This window comes from Brevibacterium sp. K72, from assembly GCF_050562175.1.
Taxonomy (GTDB): domain Bacteria; phylum Actinomycetota; class Actinomycetes; order Actinomycetales; family Brevibacteriaceae; genus Brevibacterium; species Brevibacterium casei.
The window spans coordinates 1,820,836-1,835,623 of the sequence record NZ_CP191582.1; the positions used below are offsets into that span (position 1 = coordinate 1,820,836).

Consider the following 14,788-nt stretch of genomic DNA (forward strand, 5'->3'; position numbering starts at 1 on the left):
AGGTCATCGGGCGCGTTCCCCAGGGAGGGCCGCCTCGGCGAGTTCAGGCACCTGCCCGGCCCGGGTCAGGCCGGCGTCGCCGCCCGCTGGACGCGCAGGAGCACGAGGGCACCGGCGCCGAAGACGAGGCTGAGGACGATCTGGGTGAGGCTCGCGAGTGCGAAGGCGTCGTCGTAGCCGAACCAGGCGGTGAAGACGTGGAAGAGTGCGCCGAGGAGGGCGACGCCGACGGCGATGCCCGCCTGCTGCATCGTCGCGATGAGTCCGCCGCTCAGTCCCGCCACCCGGTCGGGTACGGCGCTGACGACGGTCCCGACGAGGGGCCCGAACTGGAGGGCCTGACCGGCGCCGAGGATGAGCGCCGGCAGCTGGAACCACAGGTTGAACTCCCGACCGGCGGCGTCGGCGACCTCGGCGACGCCGAGGAGGCCGAGGATCTGCAGGCCGGTGCCGAGCAGCATCGTGCCCGGTCCGCTCAGGCGCCTGACGATGCGGGGGACGAGGAGGGAGACGGCGAGGAACGCCGCGGCGAAGAGGCCGAGCGTCATCCCCGAGACGAACGCGGGATCGCCGTGCCCGGTCTGGCTGGTCAGGGCGAAGTTGAAGAGGAACGTGCCGAACCCGCCGAAGAAGACGAACGACATGAGCATCCCCACCCACGCCGCGGGGGCGCGGACGACCTGCGGCGGGATGAGCGGGTCGCGGCCGCGCGCCTCGGCGACGGACTGCCAGACGGCGAACGCCGCCAGCGCTGCGGCGGAGACGACGAGGAGGGTGGCCGGCAGCGGCACCCATCCGGTGACGGGACCGAGGGCGAGTCCGATGACGAGGCCGACCATCCCGATGCCGAGCAGTACGGCCCCGCCGAGGTCGAGCGGCGCCGGTGACGGTGTGCGGGATTCGGTGAGCCGAAGTGAGCCGAGGAAAGCGGCCAGAGCAACGACCGCGCAGCTGAGGAACGCCGCACGCCAGCCCCACGTCGGACCGAAGGCGGAGATGAGGCCCCCGCCGATGACCTGCCCGCTGACGGTGCCGACGCCGGAGAAGGCACCGAAGAGGCTGATCGCCTTGAGCCGCTCGGCACCGAAGAGAGCGTGCTGGATGCTCGCGAGGATCTGCGGCATCATCACGGCCGCCGCGAACCCCTGGACGGTGCGGGCGATGAGGAGTTCGGCCGTCCCCGGAGCGAGGCCGACGGCGAGGGAGATGACGACGAGGGCGGCGGTGCCGAGGGTGAAGAGGCGCCGACGTCCGAACCGGTCGCCGATGCGTCCGCAGAGGATGAGACCGGAGGCGAAGGCTGCGGAGAAGAGGCCGACGACGAGCGCCGAGGCGGAGTCCCCGGCACCGAGCGCCTCCTTGACCGCAGGGATCGCGATGTTCGACACGGAGAACATGTAGGTCGCGAGGAACGCCCCGACGTGGAGCGGCCAGAGGACCGCGCGGTCGGTCGCCTCGGCGGGGGTGGTGTGGTCGTCGACGGGAGCGCTCGATTCTGCCTCAGCGGCACCAGGGGTGATTCTCATGCTTCCATTCTTCGGTGCCCGTGACCAGAGTGGGAGGGCGTGGTCATGGTGGTGGTCGCGCCACCTGGATGCGGGCGGGGCAGTGGGCGGAGAATGGGGAGCATGGCACAGGAGAGGACGAGCGAACTGGGACGGTTCCTGCGGTCGCGCCGCGACCGCGTGCGGCCCTGCGACGTCGGACTGGCGAAGGGACCGCGGCGGCGGGTGCCCGGGCTGCGGCGCGAGGAGGTCGCGGTGCTCGCGAACATCGGGACGAGTTGGTACACGTGGCTCGAGCAGGGGCGCGAGGTCCATCCCTCCGAGTCGGTGCTCGAGGCGATCGCCGAGGCGCTGCTCCTCGACCGCGAGGAGCGCGCGCACCTCTTCCTCCTCGGCGGGTACCCGGATCGGGTGACGAACCCTGGGGATTCGGAGGTGGGGGAGCAGCTGCGGACGATGCTCGAGGAGCTCCTGCCGCTGCCGGCGATGGTCACCGACCCGACCTACACGATCCGGGCCTTCAATCCCGTCGAACGCTACCTCGTCACCGACCTCGCCGAGGTGGCCCCCGCCGACCGCAACTGTGCGATCCAGGCGTACGAGAACCCCGAATGGGCGGAGATCTTCCAGCCCCTCGACGAGCACAAGCGCCTCCTCGTGGCGAAGATGCGCGCGGCCTACGCCGAGTCGCTCGAGGACCCGGAGTGGGGACCGCTCCTCGAGCGCCTCGGCCGATTCGAGGAGTTCCGCACGCTCTGGGACTCCGGCAACGTCGGACGCAGGCCGGGGCGGACGAAGGTCATCGAGAACCCGTACGTCGGCACCCTCAACCTCACGATGACGACGCTCATCGCGCAGGAGAACCAGCGGCTCACCCTCTCGGTCTACCTGCCCGTCGACTCGGTGACGCGGTCGCGGCTCGAGACCCTGCACGGGTGGATCAAGGACGGCAGCATCGAGAAGCGGCGCGCAGAGGTGGTGGCGGCGCGGGAGGCTGCCGCGCGCGAGGCGGTTGAACGGGCGGCGGCTGAACGGGCGGCTGCTGAACGGGCGGCTGCTGAACGGGCGGCAGTTCCGGGGCGTCACCTGCGGGCCGTCGGTGACTGAGCGGGCCGTTCACCTGAGGGCGGGCGGGCCGTTCACCTGCGGGCTGTCGGCGACTGGGCGGCCCGTTCACCTGCGGGTCGTGTGATGGTTCACACTTCGCCGCCGCGATTTCGCATTGCGGTGACGACTCCGATAAGCTGATCCGCGGAGGATTCGCCTAGTGGCCTATGGCGCTCGCCTGGAACGCGGGTTGGGTTAACGCCCTCAGGGGTTCGAATCCCCTATCCTCCGCCACACGACGAAGCCCCTCACCGGTAGTGCCTCGGTGAGGGGCTTCTTCGTGCCGCCACGATATCGCCGACGCGATGTGGGTTATAGGACAGAAAGTGTGTCTTTTCCGGGCGCGTCACCCGCGTCGTCCTCCCCACCCCTTCTGGATGCCGATGCCGTCTTCCCACGAGAACCCTGTCCCGTACTCCACCGGTCCGATCGGCTCCTCACGAGGAGCACGCACACGCTTCGGCGGTGCCCAATGCTCCGGCCCGACCAAGGACCACCCCGTCCCGGCCTGATGAGACCTCTCGAAGAGGAACCAGTCCACCCCACGCCGGGCATGCCCCTCACTCAACCCGCGGTGTGCCCGCAGCAGTCCTTTGATGCCCGCATTGATCCCGCCTTCTAACGCGTTCGTCGTCCGCGCGAGCTCGATACCCTCGTCAGCGGCATCCAACCAGGTGAACAAGTGTCCTTTCGCGATGATCCGTGAGAGGAAGAAATACGCTCGACGGGTCCGCAGATGCGTGTACCACCACGACTGTCCACGACGGACATGCGCCGGCCTCGCACCAGCGTCTTTGGCCCTGGTGCGGTGTTTGAGGAACCTTGACCACTTCGCCTCCCACGACGCGAACGCCGCCAACCACGCTGCTGCTTGATCGCGGGAGTCAACCCGCGGCAGCGCCTGGTACAGGCGCAACAGTTCCTGGTTGGCCGGCAAGCTCGGATTCCGGGTCAGGTGCCGGTGTCCGGCCTGCCGGATATGGAAGAAACACCGTTGGATGCGGGTATCTGGCCACAGCGTCTCGATCACAGTGGTCAAAGGACCGTTGCCATCGACGACGGCGTATCTCGGGGCAGGGATACGGGCGATCAACGCCGTCCAGGACGCGGTCTTCTCCCGATCACACCACTGCCAGTGAATGACCTTCTCCCCGGTGTAGGCGATGAGGACGCACCACCCGTTGAAATAGGTGCCATCGAGCATGATCTGGTCATGGATCTCCCCAGTCGCTGACACGGTCGGGGCGATTCGCCAGCACCATTGAGTGCGGCGGCGGAAGGTTCGGGTCGACCCGAAGTGATCGACAGCCGTCTGTGGTGCGGGACCGAGTAGCCAGTCGAGGAAGACCCGCAGCTCGGTTCTTCGTGTCGATACGGCCCGTGTACCGGTGCTGCTGGCCCCGCAGTTCGGGCACCGGTACCTCGGTGTACCAGCACTGGTCGTGCCGTTCTTCTTCAGCCTTGTTTGACAGATCACGCATGTACGTCGATTGCAAGCACCCCATCGATGCTAAGCCCGATCAGCTAAGCAAACCGGGTATTGCCGTTGGGATTGCTGGGCACGAGCCTGATCCGAGACACACTTTCTGTCCTATAGCCCACAACCGCTCGGTTTCGATCCGCACGCTATGGATCGGACCAGCGCGTGCGGATCGAAACCGAGCGGTTGCTCCGGCTGCGGCTCGGAGCGACGCCGCGCGCGTCACCCCATCGTGAACGACGCCGACTTGAGCTTGAGCGCACTGCGCAGCTCCGCACCCGTGCGCGTTGCCGTCTTCCCTGTCGTCGACGTCGCCTTCGCCGAGGTGACGAGACCGGAGGAGGAGCGCTTGAGGTCGACGCGGGCGATGTCGGGGAGTCCGAAGGCCTTCGCCATCGCTGCCTGCGAGGGTCGCACCGTCCACGACGCATTGGGATTGCCCGCGGACTTCGATTTCGCTGCCGCGTCGTCGCGCGAACGGAGGTAGGGGACGTCGCTGCCCCACACCTCGGCGGCGGAGTTCGTCTTCCCACCCGAGGACGACGAGTACACGGCATCGATGAGCGCGCCCTTGTACATGACGACCTTCGCGTTCCTCACGGTCGACCCGGACCCGGACTGGGTGGCGCGGACGGCATTGCGCCACGGTCCGCTGTCCTTCGCGTTCTCATGCCCCCAGCCCTTGAAGTGCTGGGAGGTGACCTCGTCGTAGACGTTGCACGCGCACGCCGACTTGAGCGGTCCGAGATTCCGATAGGCGTACGTGCGCGCGGCGATCGCCTGCGCCTCGAGGGCGGGTGCCCTCCACGAGGCGGGCACCTCGGCGACGCCGGGCAGGTACTCGCTGTTCGTGCGCATGACGCCGAGGACGTTGAGCGCGTTCTTCAGCTGCCGGATCTCGATCTTCCCGTGCCGATACGTCCCCGTCGACCCGCTCTGCGCCTTCGACACGGCGACCGTCGTCTTCTGCGAGCCTGACCAGTAGCGGGTGCCCTGCCATTCAACGGTCAGCCATGAACCCTCGTACGACTTCTTCCCGACCTTGGCCCGCACTTTGCCCGCCGAGGTGCGCTCGACGGTGATCTTCCCACTCGACTCCGCGGTCGTCTTCCCGACCCGCACCCGCAGTCTGCCCGAGGCGGGGGTGAGCGTCACGGACCTCTCACCGGCGAGCAGCTGGACGGTGATGTCCGAGTTCGCGTTCGTCGTCGTCGAGGTGACCTTCGCCGGGTTGTAGTAGTGCTCGAGGATCTGGGTGGCGGTCTTGCCCTGGGCGGCCATGCCCTGGGCGCCGTACTGGCTCATCCCGACGCCGTGGCCGAACCCTGAGCCCTTGAGCGTGAACGACGACGGCGCCGCCTCCTTGACGACGACTGTCGCCCCGCCTCTGCTCGTCCACGTGATCCGGCCGTTCTGAAAGTCCTGGCGGGTCTGCGAGCCGGACCTGTACTCGTTGCTCGTCGGGTACCCGAGCGGACCGTTCTCCCAGCCCGATCGCTGCCAGGCCGCGCGGATGGCACCCCAGGTGGCATGCGCCCCGGTCGCCTTCGTCCAGTGGATCGTGCCCGACCGGAAGGTCTGATAGCAGCCGCGGTCCTTGAGCGTGCAGCGCTCCGGGCCCGTCGCCGGTCCCAGCCGTCCCTTGTCCCCTCCGAGCGAGCGGTGCGTCGCGCCGATCCCGCCCTTCGTCGGGTAGGCCGCCTCTGCCGGTGAGGCGACACCGAAGAAGATGAGGAGCACGGCGATGAGCAGGCAGGACACGAGGCCGGACGCATTGCGCCCGGGGGAAGAAGCACGCATGGCATGATCCTATGCCGAGGTGTCAATTCCTCCGGGCAGACGCCGGATGACGAACAGACGAACTCCCCGGACCGGGGCTATCAGGCAGGGTCCGGGGAGTCCGCTCAGGTGTGTGGGGTCAGCTCAACTTCTCGCTGATCGCCTGGTTGAAGGCGTCGAGATCCCCGGGGTTGCGCGAGGTGATGAGGTTGCCGTCGACGACCACCTCGGCGTCGGTCCAGTCGGCACCCGCGTTCTCGAGGTCGACCTTCGTCGACTCGAACGAGGTGAGCTTCCGGCCCTTCGCGACTCCCGCCTCGGCGAGGATCCACGGGGCGTGGCAGATCGCGGCGACGGGCTTGTCGGCGTCGAAGAACGCCTTGACGAACGCCACGGCGTCGTCATCGGTGCGCAGGGTGTCGGCGTTGATCGTGCCGCCGGGCAGGACGAGGGCATCGTAGTCAGCGGCGTTCGCCTCGGCGAGCGGCACGTCGACGTCGAAGACCTCGGCGTGGTCCCAGTCGCCCTCCATCGCCTGGAGGGTGCCCTCGGACGGGGAGATGAGCACTGTCTTTGCGCCGGCCTCGTCGAGTGCGGCGCGGGGGCTGGTCAGTTCGACCTGCTCGACTCCGCGGGTGAGGAGGAATGCGATCGTCTTGTCAGAGACTGCCATGGTCGTTCTCCTTCGCTGGGTTTCGGCAATACCGGTTGTCATCATAGAACGCCATCGGGGTGCGCGGGTATTCCCTCCCAGGGGAAGAGTCCGGTGGGTGAGAGGAGTCTTCCCAGTCCTCCCGGGTGTCGTCGTCGACGGGGAGTTCAGCTGACGTCCGGCCCGTCCCCGAGGGCGACGATCGCCCCCGCCGAGGCGGCGACCGCGTCATCGACCCAGGCGGGAACCTCAGTGCCGATGAAGGGGCGGACGATGCCGTACGGGGCGAGCCGCGTGCCCATCGACAGCAGCTCCCGCCGGTGCGGGGTCGGGTCCGGGAAGCGGCGGACGAGCAGCTCCTCCATCGCCGCATCGATGTCGTCGTTGATGTGGAGGGCGTCGTCACGCACGCCGACCGGCCCGTCGGCGGCGAGTCGGGATGCCCGGTGAAGGAGCATCGAGCGGGCCTCCAACGGGTGGTCGCGGCAGAAGGCGGAGACGTGCCTCGCCGAGGCGGTCACCGCCTCGTGCGGATCGGGCAGGGCGTACGCGGCGAGCAGGCCCTCGTGGAAGTGGGCGATCGAGCGCAGCCAGAGTCTCGCGAAGACGTCGTCGCGTGAGGCGAAGCGGTGGTAGATCGAGCCGGTGGGCCCACCGATGGCGCGGGCGACGTCGGCGATCGTCGCGCGAGGTCCGTGGTCGGCGAGCGCGCGAGCGGCGCCGTCGAGGATGTCGTCGTCGGAGAAGCGTGAGGGTCTTGCCATGACACCTCATCATAGCTAGTTTTAGAGCATGAGTTTTAGAACAAAAGATTTAAAACCGTCCGCACCCACCGTCCCGGTCCAGCGCTGGGCGCTCCTCGCAGGGTGGGGGAGTCTCCTGCTGCCGCTGCCGAGCGTGCTCTGGCGACTCCTCATGCTCGCCGGCGTCGACGTCGGGTTCGGGCTCAGCGGTGAGGTGCGGGAGTCGGCGGCGGGGATCGGCTATGTCCTCGGTCTCGAGGTGCTCACCGTCCTCGTCGCGGTCCTCGGCTTCGGACTCATCCGACGCTGGGGAGAGGTGGTCCCCGGATGGGTGCCCCGCCTCGGCGGGCGGACGATCCCACCCCTGGTCCCGATCATCGTCGGCGGCATCGGGAGCGCGGTCCTGCTCGGCCTCATCGGCTCGATGCTCGCCACGTTCGTCCTCGCGTGGACGGGGACGGTGCCCGGCTGGACCCCGGATGTCGGGATGACCGCCGGTGAGCGGGCCTTCCTCCTCACCTGCTACGTCCCGTTCTTCCTCTGGCCGGTGGCGATCGCCGTCGCCCTCATCGGGTATGCGCGCAGACGGCTCGGGACCCGCCCCGACCGCACGAGGGTGCGGCAGGGACGGGCCCCGATCCTGTGCTGAGGCGCGCGGCTCAGCCGACGAGGAACTCCCGCTGGGAGTCGGTGAACGGCTTCGGCTCCGTCTTGAGCAGGACCTTCCCGGCCGGGTGGCCCTCACGGAGGAAGCGGTAGGCGGCCTGGACCTCGGCGAGATCGAAGACGCCGCCGATGGGCACATAGACGTGACCGTAGGCGATGGCCTTGCCCAGCCACGCGAGATCCCCGCGCCCTGCTGCGGCCTCACCGGAGGTGTGGACGCCGAACCTCTCGGCGACCTCTCCTCCTGCGGCGATCGAGTTGATCCGATCGGCCGGCACGCCGAGGCGCAGCAGCATCTCGATCTCGTCCTCACCGCGCGTCGAGTACGCGGCCTGGATGCCTCCTGGCGCGGCGTCCTTGAGGCGGTCCTCGAGTCCGTCGCGGTAGTCGATCGCGTCGATGCCGAGCGCCCGGAGGAGTTCGACGTTGTCCGGGCCCGCGGTGCCGATGACGCGGGCGCCGAGGCCGAGCGCGAGCTGGGCTGCGATGATGCCCACTCCGCCCGAGGCGCCGGAGACGAAGACCGTCTCCCCGGCGGTCGGGGCGATCGCACGGATGCCGGCGATGGCGGTGCGGCCCGCGATATAGAGTCCGCCGGCGACGTCGGCGCCCAGGCCCTTGGGGATCGGGTCGAGGCGGTTCTCGGGGTCGGCGATGACGATGGTCTCGGCCTGTGAATGGTTGGGATAGCCGCCGAAGACGAGCTGGCCGGGGGAGAAGTCCTCGACGCCGTCGCCGACCTCGGTGACGATGCCGGAGAAGTCCATGCCCACCCCGCGGGTGCCCTTCGTGGGCCCGAAGCCGCCGGAGAGGATCGTGAGGTCGACGGGGTTGAGTCCGGCGTAGAGCACCTGGACCCTCACCTGACCCGGGCCGGTCTCGGGGACCTCGACCTCGGCGGTGTGGAGTTCGTCGATGTCGCCGTTGCGATCGAATTGCACGCGTGTGGTCATGGGGCACTCCTCGCTTCTCCGTCATGGCCGGTGGCGGCCACCGGCCGGCACTGGTGACAACGATTCGGGCCCCGAAGTTGTTCCGCGCCCTGCCCGCGAACACGGCGACGATGTCTGGGGCGGGGACTATTCTGAGAGGAATCTCGCCGCCGATGTCGAGAAGCCGATCCCAGCTCCGACCCAGTGATGTCAGCCCGCACACCTCAGTGCCCGGCGACGCCGAACAAGGAGAAAACCATGGCCAAGTACCTCATGCTCAAGCACTACCGCGGTCACCCCGACTACATCGACTTCGTGCCGATGGACAAGTGGACGCCTGAGGAGATCGACGCCCACGTCCAGTACATGAACGACTTCGCCGACCGCCTGCGGGAGACCGGTGAGTTCGTCGACGCGCAGGCGCTCTCGCCCGAGGGCGTCTTCGTCCGTGCCGACGGTGCCGGCAGGCCCCCGGTCACCGACGGGCCCTTCCCTGAGACGAAGGACCTCATCGCCGGGTGGATGGTCATCGACGTCGGCAGCTACGACCGGGCGCTCGAGCTCGCCGCCGAACTCTCCGCCGCCCCCGGCTACCTGGGGAGGCCGATCAACGAGTGGCTCGAACTCCGGCCGTTCCTCGGGCCCGCGCCCGGCAGTGACGGGTGGGAGGGCAGTGCCGGCTGAGTCCGGCAGTGACTCCACGGGCGAGGGGGCTCGTGCCCACCGTCATCGGCATCGCGTGCCCGCGCCGTTCCCGTGGGGGAGGCTGACGGCGCACAGGCCGGGCTCGCGGCTGAACTATCATCATGAACACCAGCCGCACAGCCGACGAAGGAGCGCACCATGGTCGAGGCGACGGTCGAGAGCGTGCGAGCTTCGCTCGACGCACTCGAGGACCCCAAGGCCCGGGAGATCAACGAGCGTCATGGCGGCTCTTCAACTTTGAGCGTGGTGCTGGGTGTTCACGCCGCGATCGGTCGGGGCGCATAGCCAATGATGCGGCATCTGTAGTTCCGATGGTTGCGGTACCCGCGCCCGACCCTCTTGATCGTCTTGGCGGTCAGGTTCGCCGCCTCGGTGCGAGCGTTCGTGACCCTGGTTCGGCAGAAGGTGAGCAGCTCACGACGCCAGGCCAGCAGGGTCCGGAACAGCGCGGCCGGCTCGGGCAGGTGGGTGGCTCGCACGGCGCTCTCAAGGCGGGCCCAGTGCCGCTGGAAGGAGGGCGTGTCGGTGGCGGTGAGGACCTGGCGGACGTGTTCCTTGATGCCCCACGCGACGGCCAGCTCGACGTCCTCGGCCAGGATCTGCTGCAGCTTGGTGCGCTGCCGGACGGTGAGCCGGTCACCGGCGCAGGTGAGCAGCTTGCGGTACTTCCACGGGGTGTCGGTCGCCCGCCCTCGGCGCTCGTGCAGCTCCCACACCCGGCGCCTCCTCACCTTGGTGACCATCTCGTTGGCCAGCCGCACCACGTGCCAGTGGTCCACGCTGACCTTCGCCCGCGGTAGTGCCTTGCGGACCGCGGCCCGGAACTCACTCGACATGTCCAGGGCGACGACCTGCACCCGCCGGCGCCACCACCGCGGCCGCGCCGCGAGCCAGGAGGTGACGACCTTGCCGCGGCGGCCGTCGACGACGTCCAGGATCGCGCCGTCGTCCAGGTCGGTGAACACGATGGACCACGGCTCGACCCGCTTCACCGCGTGGGTGTCCGGGTCGCGCAGGTAGCGCACGGTGCGGAACCGGTGCTCATCGATCCCCAGGTGCCGCACGTGCCGGCGGTCCACGCCGGTGTCCAGGTCCAGGGTGGGGGGGCTTGACCCCGGTTCTTGGACACGCTGAATCCAGCACCTGCTGGGGAAGCGAGATGATCCAGGAATCATGGCCAGGAAGAACTACTCCGAGGAGTTCCGTCGTCAGGCCGTCGACTTGTACGAGTCCACCCCGGGCGCCACGGTCCGCGGCATCGCCGAGGATCTCGGCATCGTGCGCGGCACGCTGCGGCACTGGCTCGAGGTCTACGGGACCGGCAAGAAGACCGCCGCTGACGGGACATTGACCTCCAGCCCACTGCAGTCCAAGCCGTCGCCGACAAGCCCTACGGGTCCCGCCGGTGAGACGCCTGAGCAGAAGATCGCCCGGCTCGAGGCCCGGGTCAACGAGCTCGAGGTCGAGACGACGAAGCTGACCACCGAGCGGGAGATCCTCCAGCGGGCGGCCAAGTATTTCGCTGGGGAGACGGGCTGGTGAGTCGCTTCCAGTTCGTCGCCGACAACTCCGCCACCTTCGAGGTGAAGCGACTGTGTGAGCTCGTCGAGATCGAGCGCTCGTCCTACTACGCCTGGCTCAAGGCTGCCCCGGCCCGAGAAGCCAGGGCAGCTGACGACGCGGCGCTGGCAGAGCGGATCAGGGCTGTCCATGCCGAGGACAACACCCAGGGTGCGCCACGGATCACCGCCGAGCTCAACGACAGCGCGCCTGCCGGTGAGCGGGTAAACCACAAGCGCGTCGCCAGGGTGATGCGGCTGCAAGGAATCCGGGGCTATGTGAAGAAGCGGCGGGTGCGGACCACGATCCCCGAACCGTCTGGCCAGAAGTACCCCGACCTGCTCAAGCGCGACTTCACCGCCCCGGCGCCAGGGCTGCGCTACGTCGGCGACATCACCTATCTGCCGATCGCCGACGGCACGAACCTCTACCTGGCGACCGTGATCGACTGCTACAGCCGTCGGCTTGTCGGGTGGGCCATCGCTGACCACATGCGTACCGAGCTCGTCGAGGACGCGTTGAAGGCCGCCGCCGCAACCCGGGGCACCCTCAAGGGCAGCGTATTTCATAGCGACCACGGGTCGGTCGGTGAATTCAACTGGTCGTCGCATCACCTTGACCGTGGAGGTGTTCAGCTGTGGCGACGAGGGACTGGGCCGCGAAGACGAGCGATGTGCCCGAGGGTGCGCGTCGGCAATGGCGTGCGGATCGGGCGTTGCGTCCGCCGATGCGTTCGCCCGGGCGGCCTGAGCCCTCGCGGGCGGTGCAGCGGCAGTTCTGGCGTCTGATCGCGACGGGCATCACCTCAGCCGAAGCGGCTCTGAAGGTGGGCGTGTCTGTGCCGGTCGGGTCCCGTTGGTTTCGCCACGCTGGCGGCATGCCACCGATCTCACTTGCCGAGCCCAGCGGCCGTTACCTGTCCTTCGAGGAGCGTGAGGAGATCGCGCTCCTGCGCGCCAAGCAGGTCGGCGTGCGTGAGATCGCGCGCAGGATCGGCCGCGACCCGGGAACGATCTCCCGCGAACTGCGCCGCAACGCGGCCACGCGCAGCGGGAAGCAGGAGTACCGGGCGTTGGTAGCGCAATGGAAGGCTCAGCAGACAGCGAAGCGCCCGAAGACGGCGAAGCTCGCGACCAACGACCGGTTGCGTGAGTACGTCCAGGAGCGCCTCGCCGGAAACGTCCGTCGGCCTGACGGCAGCATCGTCGTGGGGCCGGAACCGCTGGCATGGAAGGGGCTGAACAAACCTCACCGGCAGGACCGGCGGTGGGCGACCGCGTGGAGCCCGGAGCAGATCTCGCACCGGCTGAAGGTCGACTTCCCGGATGATGAATCCATGCGCATCAGCCACGAGGCGATCTACCAGTCGCTGTTCATTGAGGGCCGTGGTGCGCTCAAACGCGAGCTCGTCACGTGCCTGCGCACCGGCCGCGCCCTCCGGCAGCCGCGGGCTCGAGCACAGAACCGCCCGCAAGGTCACGTCACCGCCGATGTCGTGTTCTCCGAACGGCCCGCAGCAGCCGCGGACCGCGCCGTGCCCGGGCATTGGGAGGGCGACTTGATCATCGGCACAGGCCGGTCCGCGATCGGCACTCTCGTCGAACGCAAGAGCCGGTCGACCCTGCTGGTGCACCTGCCGAGGCTGGACGGGTGGGGCGAGGCGCCGCCGATCAAGAACGGGCCCGCGTTGGGCGGCTACGGCGCAGTCGCGATGAACGCCGCGCTCATCGCGTCGATGATGAAGCTCCCCGAACAGCTCCGCAAGACGCTCACCTGGGACCGCGGCAAAGAACTCTCCGCGCACGCCCAGTTCGCGCTCGAGACGGGCACGAAGGTGTTCTTCGCCGACCCCCACTCGCCCTGGCAGAGGCCGACGAACGAGAACACCAACGGGTTGCTGCGGCAATACTTCCCGAAGGGCACCGACCTCTCACGATGGTCCGCTGAAGACCTCGAAGCAGTCGCCCTCGCACTAAACAACCGACCCCGCAAGAGCCTCGACTGGAAGACCCCCGCCGAAGTATTCCAGGAGCAGTTAAACTCGCTCCAACAACCCGGTGTTGCAACGACCGGTTGAACCCAGGGTCTACTGCTCGAAGGACTACGCCAAGCTCTGTCGCAAGCTCGGCGTCACCCAGTCCATGGGCGCCGTCGGGTCCAGCGCGGACAACGCGTTGGCCGAGTCGTTCAACGCCACCATGAAGCGCGAGGTTCTCCAAGACGCCGCCTGCTGGAGCAACGAACTGGTCTGCCGCCGGCAGGTCTTCAGGTGGCTCGTCCGCTACAACACCAAGCGACGCCATTCGTGGTGCCGCTACGTCCCGCCGGTCCTCTACGAGACCGGCAACACCGCTACGCTGCCGACGGCTGCGTAATCACACCCCGTGTCCAAGATCCGGGGGTAGGGCCCTTGCGCGGTGCCGTCTACTACACCGACGGTCAGCTCGAGGACGACGCCCGCCTCGTGATCGCGCTGGCCCGCACCGCCGCGGCGCACGGCGCGGACGTCCTCACCCGGTGCGCCGCGACCGACCTGCGTGAGGACCGACTCACCCTCACGGACGAGACGACGGGCGAGAGCGTCGAGGCTCGGGGCACGGTCGTCTCGGCGACCGGCGTGTGGGCCGGTGAACACGACCCGTCGTTGCGGATCTCGCCGAGCCGCGGATCCCACCTGGTCGTGCGGGCCGAGGCGCTCGGGTGTCCCAGCGCCGTGTTCACCGCGCCGGTGCCGGGTCACTTCGGCCGGTTCGTGTTCGCTCTGCCACAGAGCGACGGCCTCGTGCTCGTCGGCCTCACCGACGACGCCGCTCCCGGGGTCGACGGCATCGCTCCGCCGGTGCCGGAATCCGACGAGGACTTCCTCCTCGCCACGATCAACCGCGCGCTGGAGCGCCCCCTGACCAGGCAGGACGTGGTGGGCCGGTTCGCCGGGCTGCGGCCGTTGGTGCTGCCGACTCCGTCGGGCGGGTCGACGGGAGGGACGAAGAGGCGGATCGGGAGGCACGGGTTCGGGGAGAGGCGCGAGCACGGCGCGTCGGGGGATCTGTCGGAGGGCGCGGAGCGCGCACTCGTCGAGGCGGGCGCGACCGCCGACGTGTCCCGACGGCACCTGCTCATCGACGAACCTGGCCGGCCCCTGACGATCGCCGGGGGCAAGCTCACGACCTATCGCACGATGGCCGAGGACGCCGTGGACGCCGCCTGCCGTCGTCTCGGGACGGACCGGGAGTGCCGGACGAGGACGCTCCCGCTCGTGGGCGCGGCGCCGCGGGAGGTGCTGGCCCGTCTCGAGGAACCGACCCGTCCCGTGCGCCGTTACGGCACCGAGGCCGGTCGTGCCGCGGAGTTGGGCCGTCGGTACCCCCGGTTCGCGGGCCCCGTCGCCGAGGGCGTCGCCTACACCGGTGCGGAGATGCTCTTCGGCGTGCTGGCGGAGGGCGCCCTCACGGTGGAGGACCTCGTCGAACGCCGCACCCGCACCTCCTTCGTCGAGTCCGCCGTCCCCGCCGCGCGCGAGGTCGCCGCCCAGGTCCTGGAACTCGCGACCACCTGACCCCCGCCCCCCGGATGACGTCATCGGGAAAGGGGGAGAGGAGGAAGGGGCAGGGGGCCATCGACACGGCTGAGCGCGTCGAGCGCGTGCTCGCCCTCGTGAG

At 68.9% G+C, this 14,788-nt stretch carries 12 protein-coding genes, 1 tRNA gene and 3 pseudogenes; 9 read left to right on the plus strand and 7 right to left on the minus strand.

Annotation, left to right across the window (positions count from 1 at the left end):
* Positions 1-65 precede the first annotated feature (65 nt).
* Positions 66-1,526 (minus strand): MFS transporter, encoded by a 1,461-nt coding sequence (locus ACQ1RG_RS07985; protein ID WP_009378091.1) that lies wholly within the window; start codon positions 1,524-1,526, stop codon positions 66-68.
* Between the two features lie 102 nt (positions 1,527-1,628).
* Between ACQ1RG_RS07985 and ACQ1RG_RS07990 the strand changes: the two genes are divergently transcribed.
* Together ACQ1RG_RS07990 and ACQ1RG_RS07995 are read left to right on the plus strand one after the other, a co-directional pair.
* Entirely contained in the window at positions 1,629-2,612 is a 984-nt protein-coding gene (locus tag ACQ1RG_RS07990) for a helix-turn-helix transcriptional regulator (RefSeq protein WP_063249858.1), read from the plus strand.
* A 146-nt stretch (positions 2,613-2,758) separates the two neighbouring features.
* Positions 2,759-2,846: transfer RNA gene (locus ACQ1RG_RS07995), tRNA-Ser, on the plus strand.
* Between the two features lie 112 nt (positions 2,847-2,958).
* Here the strand turns inward: ACQ1RG_RS07995 and ACQ1RG_RS08000 are convergent.
* From ACQ1RG_RS08000 to ACQ1RG_RS08015, 4 genes are all read right to left on the minus strand, one after another.
* Positions 2,959-4,089 (minus strand): IS1249 family transposase, encoded by a 1,131-nt coding sequence (locus tag ACQ1RG_RS08000; RefSeq protein WP_144589524.1) that lies wholly within the window; start codon positions 4,087-4,089, stop codon positions 2,959-2,961.
* A gap of 225 nt (positions 4,090-4,314) precedes the next feature.
* Positions 4,315-5,892 carry a SpoIID/LytB domain-containing protein gene (locus ACQ1RG_RS08005; RefSeq protein ID WP_144588406.1) on the minus strand — a complete coding sequence of 526 codons (1,578 nt, stop codon included), beginning with the start codon at positions 5,890-5,892 and terminating at the stop codon, positions 4,315-4,317.
* A 118-nt stretch (positions 5,893-6,010) separates the two neighbouring features.
* Positions 6,011-6,544 (minus strand): type 1 glutamine amidotransferase domain-containing protein, encoded by a 534-nt coding sequence (locus ACQ1RG_RS08010; RefSeq protein ID WP_063249856.1) that lies wholly within the window; start codon positions 6,542-6,544, stop codon positions 6,011-6,013.
* 146 nt (positions 6,545-6,690) lie between these two features.
* Entirely contained in the window at positions 6,691-7,287 is a 597-nt protein-coding gene (locus ACQ1RG_RS08015) for a TetR/AcrR family transcriptional regulator (RefSeq protein ID WP_063249853.1), read from the minus strand.
* Positions 7,288-7,420: 133 nt separating this feature from the next.
* Here ACQ1RG_RS08015 and ACQ1RG_RS08020 point away from each other — a divergent pair, with 133 nt between their 5' ends.
* The gene (locus tag ACQ1RG_RS08020) at positions 7,421-7,915 is read left to right on the plus strand and encodes a hypothetical protein (protein WP_119296523.1); all 495 of its coding nucleotides are present in this window, start codon (positions 7,421-7,423) and stop codon (positions 7,913-7,915) included.
* 10 nt (positions 7,916-7,925) lie between these two features.
* Here ACQ1RG_RS08020 and ACQ1RG_RS08025 read toward each other — a convergent pair whose 3' ends face one another.
* A complete protein-coding gene (locus tag ACQ1RG_RS08025; protein WP_119296524.1) occupies positions 7,926-8,885 on the minus strand; it encodes an NADP-dependent oxidoreductase in 960 nt (319 codons plus the stop codon).
* Between the two features lie 237 nt (positions 8,886-9,122).
* Between ACQ1RG_RS08025 and ACQ1RG_RS08030 the strand changes: the two genes are divergently transcribed.
* Together ACQ1RG_RS08030 and ACQ1RG_RS08035 are read left to right on the plus strand one after the other, a co-directional pair.
* Positions 9,123-9,548: a YciI family protein gene (locus tag ACQ1RG_RS08030; RefSeq protein WP_063249849.1), complete on the plus strand. Its 426-nt coding sequence runs from the start codon at positions 9,123-9,125 to the stop codon at positions 9,546-9,548.
* Positions 9,549-9,707: 159 nt separating this feature from the next.
* Positions 9,708-9,854: a hypothetical protein gene (locus tag ACQ1RG_RS08035; protein ID WP_179952585.1), complete on the plus strand. Its 147-nt coding sequence runs from the start codon at positions 9,708-9,710 to the stop codon at positions 9,852-9,854.
* On the opposite strand, the pseudogene ACQ1RG_RS08040 reads toward ACQ1RG_RS08035, so the two are convergent.
* Positions 9,827-10,663 (minus strand): annotated as a pseudogene (locus ACQ1RG_RS08040) (ISL3 family transposase); the annotation flags it as partial. The gene ACQ1RG_RS08035 and the pseudogene ACQ1RG_RS08040 overlap by 28 nt on opposite strands.
* A gap of 79 nt (positions 10,664-10,742) precedes the next feature.
* On the opposite strand from ACQ1RG_RS08040, the pseudogene ACQ1RG_RS08045 reads away from it, so the two are divergent.
* The 4 genes and pseudogenes from ACQ1RG_RS08045 to ACQ1RG_RS08060 form a co-directional block, all read left to right on the plus strand.
* A pseudogene (locus ACQ1RG_RS08045) lies at positions 10,743-11,716 on the plus strand (IS3 family transposase); the annotation flags it as partial.
* A gap of 140 nt (positions 11,717-11,856) precedes the next feature.
* Positions 11,857-13,206 carry an IS30 family transposase gene (locus ACQ1RG_RS08050; RefSeq protein WP_430600843.1) on the plus strand — a complete coding sequence of 450 codons (1,350 nt, stop codon included), beginning with the start codon at positions 11,857-11,859 and terminating at the stop codon, positions 13,204-13,206.
* Between the two features lie 7 nt (positions 13,207-13,213).
* Positions 13,214-13,504, plus strand: a pseudogene (locus ACQ1RG_RS08055) (integrase core domain-containing protein); the annotation flags it as partial.
* 35 nt (positions 13,505-13,539) lie between these two features.
* Positions 13,540-14,685, plus strand: a complete 1,146-nt coding sequence (locus tag ACQ1RG_RS08060) for a glycerol-3-phosphate dehydrogenase/oxidase (RefSeq protein WP_063250599.1) — start codon at positions 13,540-13,542, stop codon at positions 14,683-14,685.
* Positions 14,686-14,788: the final 103 nt, after the last annotated feature.

Coding starts and splice junctions, on each gene's coding strand:
- ACQ1RG_RS08005 (WP_144588406.1), bottom strand. CDS start 5,892: ATGCGTGCTTCTTCCCCCGGGCGCAATGCGTCCGGCCTCGTGTCCTGC.
- ACQ1RG_RS08015 (WP_063249853.1), bottom strand. CDS start 7,287: ATGGCAAGACCCTCACGCTTCTCCGACGACGACATCCTCGACGGCGCC.
- ACQ1RG_RS07990 (WP_063249858.1), top strand. CDS start 1,629: ATGGCACAGGAGAGGACGAGCGAACTGGGACGGTTCCTGCGGTCGCGC.
- ACQ1RG_RS08050 (WP_430600843.1), top strand. CDS start 11,857: ATGCGTTCGCCCGGGCGGCCTGAGCCCTCGCGGGCGGTGCAGCGGCAG.
- ACQ1RG_RS08025 (WP_119296524.1), bottom strand. CDS start 8,885: ATGACCACACGCGTGCAATTCGATCGCAACGGCGACATCGACGAACTC.
- ACQ1RG_RS08030 (WP_063249849.1), top strand. CDS start 9,123: ATGGCCAAGTACCTCATGCTCAAGCACTACCGCGGTCACCCCGACTAC.
- ACQ1RG_RS08010 (WP_063249856.1), bottom strand. CDS start 6,544: ATGGCAGTCTCTGACAAGACGATCGCATTCCTCCTCACCCGCGGAGTC.
- ACQ1RG_RS07985 (WP_009378091.1), bottom strand. CDS start 1,526: ATGAGAATCACCCCTGGTGCCGCTGAGGCAGAATCGAGCGCTCCCGTC.
- ACQ1RG_RS08035 (WP_179952585.1), top strand. CDS start 9,708: ATGGTCGAGGCGACGGTCGAGAGCGTGCGAGCTTCGCTCGACGCACTC.